Annotated in this window: 6 protein-coding genes; all 6 read left to right on the forward strand. The window is 32.2% G+C overall.

Features of this window, described 5'->3' with window-relative positions:
• Positions 1-180 precede the first annotated feature (180 nt).
• The 6 genes from JCM16418_RS23250 to JCM16418_RS25230 all read left to right on the forward strand — a co-directional run bounded on the left by JCM16418_RS23250 (position 181) and on the right by JCM16418_RS25230 (position 1,885).
• Positions 181-405 carry a hypothetical protein gene (locus JCM16418_RS23250; protein ID WP_036653804.1) on the forward strand — a complete coding sequence of 75 codons (225 nt, stop codon included), beginning with the start codon at positions 181-183 and terminating at the stop codon, positions 403-405.
• 30 nt (positions 406-435) lie between these two features.
• Positions 436-831, forward strand: a complete 396-nt coding sequence (locus JCM16418_RS23255) for a hypothetical protein (RefSeq protein ID WP_036653805.1) — start codon at positions 436-438, stop codon at positions 829-831.
• 25 nt (positions 832-856) lie between these two features.
• Positions 857-1,060, forward strand: a complete 204-nt coding sequence (locus tag JCM16418_RS23260) for a hypothetical protein (protein WP_036653807.1) — start codon at positions 857-859, stop codon at positions 1,058-1,060.
• Positions 1,061-1,133: 73 nt separating this feature from the next.
• A complete protein-coding gene (locus JCM16418_RS23265) occupies positions 1,134-1,376 on the forward strand; it encodes a hypothetical protein (protein WP_036653809.1) in 243 nt (80 codons plus the stop codon).
• Between the two features lie 63 nt (positions 1,377-1,439).
• Entirely contained in the window at positions 1,440-1,661 is a 222-nt protein-coding gene (locus tag JCM16418_RS23270) for a hypothetical protein (RefSeq protein ID WP_036653811.1), read from the forward strand.
• A gap of 47 nt (positions 1,662-1,708) precedes the next feature.
• Positions 1,709-1,885: a hypothetical protein gene (locus JCM16418_RS25230; RefSeq protein ID WP_156327262.1), complete on the forward strand. Its 177-nt coding sequence runs from the start codon at positions 1,709-1,711 to the stop codon at positions 1,883-1,885.
• Positions 1,886-1,929: the final 44 nt, after the last annotated feature.

The raw sequence follows: 1,929 nt of genomic DNA on the forward strand, positions 1-1,929 counted from the left end.
AAGTAACTACAAACCAAACAAAACAAGCAAGTAAAAATTCCTCTTAAAGTGAATTAAATTAATCCAACAAAAGTTGAAGGAAGAATAATGTTTATTAAGTATTTAAGAGTAAATATAAATATATGTGAATTTAATGTGAAATGATCCTTTTATACAAATCAAAATAGGAGTGGATACATAATGGATTTACCCAAAGTTGTTGAGATATTAGGAGGAAGACCATTCTGGTTTAGCGCTATTCACGACTACACTTTAAAGGATGATCACATTTCTATGCTTGGGATTTATGAGGAGAGTTTAGAATACTTAAGAACACTGATCAGCGCGGATTGGGTATTCGTTGAAAAGAGGAGAAATCCAGAAAATGATTTCTTGAGAATTGATATTGTAAAGAAATCAAAATGAATTAATCCTTTCAATAAGGAAGTGAGAACAATGTGGGAAGAGTTATTAAAAGAGATAATCGTGAGTTATGGTTTTGATTGCAATGTTGTTAAGGATGATAAGCTTTATAAACCGATGTCATATAGACCAAAATCTAACGCAGTCCACTTTAACACTGGTCAAGTACTTGGAATTAGTGGAAGGTTTGGCTATCTTTTAAAGGATGTATTTATGTGCATTGCTTTCCATGAGTTAGGTCATTACATAGATTTCAAAGAAAATCCAGAACTGTTTGAAAAGTTCGATTGTGATCTTTATCAAGAAAAGAAATATGAATTTGAGTATAGAGCTTACCAACTTGGTAGAAAGTTAATTGTTGATAGAAGGCTTCTTGAAATTTATGATGAACTAAATAAAGAACGATTAAACGGAATCAAGATGAAATGAATATTTTATGGGGAGTAAGACAGTTATGATGAATTTGAAGAAAGTGGAATTTAATGTGACCAGCAAAAGGAAAGTTTATTTTATAGAAGGCGAAATTGCTAAATCAATTTTAGATCTTCAGCAAGGAGTCGATGATCGAATATTAGTTGAGTCGTTTGATAAAAGAACAGGGGAAAGGCGTTATTTAGACTTCAAGGAAGGCAAATGGTTAAAGAAGAGCGGTATGTAGTTAAACAAAAATAATATTTATTAAAAAGCTCATTAGATATATATTGTGCAGAAATGAGAAAGGAGCTAAAAATTTGAAATATGAGATCGAATATGAACATCTCATAGATGAATTAGTAACCAACGAAGAGACACAGTGGCATTTTAAAAGAGTGAAAGAATCTGCGAATAAGTACAGTTTAGAGTTGTCAGATGAAGATTTTAAGGGTTTTCTGAAACTTCATACTTCAGATAAAGATATTGATTGGTTAATGCTCAAAATGAGTGCATACAGGCTTTCATTCTCAGATGTACTTGTATGTTACATCATTTATTAGAGCTTACTTCGAAAATACTGATAAAAAGGTTGATAAAAAGATTATTTTACAAGGAGTGTTATTATGCATAACAAAACATGGTTATCATTCATTCTAGATAGATGCTGGAATGCTTTATCTGAAGAAGACAGAGATTTGTTTTTAGTTCACATATTCGATAACTTATCGGCTGAGAAGCAAATGGAGTTTATCAGCGAACTTATAAACAAGGAAGATGACAGTTGGGGAGTAATTGAGACAATAGGAAAAGAAGAAATCGAAAAATACAGGCAGTATATAAAGTGATGAAAGGATTCTTTTATAGTGAAAAATCAAAAAGGAGATGTTGTAACGTGACTCCCAAATATAATAAGCAATACTATACAGGTTGCAAGGAAAATAACGGGTATGAAATTATATGGAACTCTGGCGATCCTGAACTTGAGCCTACAGAGATATTCTCTTTTGGATATCGGATAAATATTGTGTGTACTGCTGCTCTCAGGCGTATCCTATTCAAGCCGGATTAAGAAGTGGAGCTTATAGAGATTATGACGGTGAGAGAGATTGCACT

Source organism: Paenibacillus pini JCM 16418, from assembly GCF_000576305.1.
Taxonomy (GTDB): Bacteria; Bacillota; Bacilli; order Paenibacillales; family Paenibacillaceae; genus Paenibacillus_AQ; species Paenibacillus_AQ pini.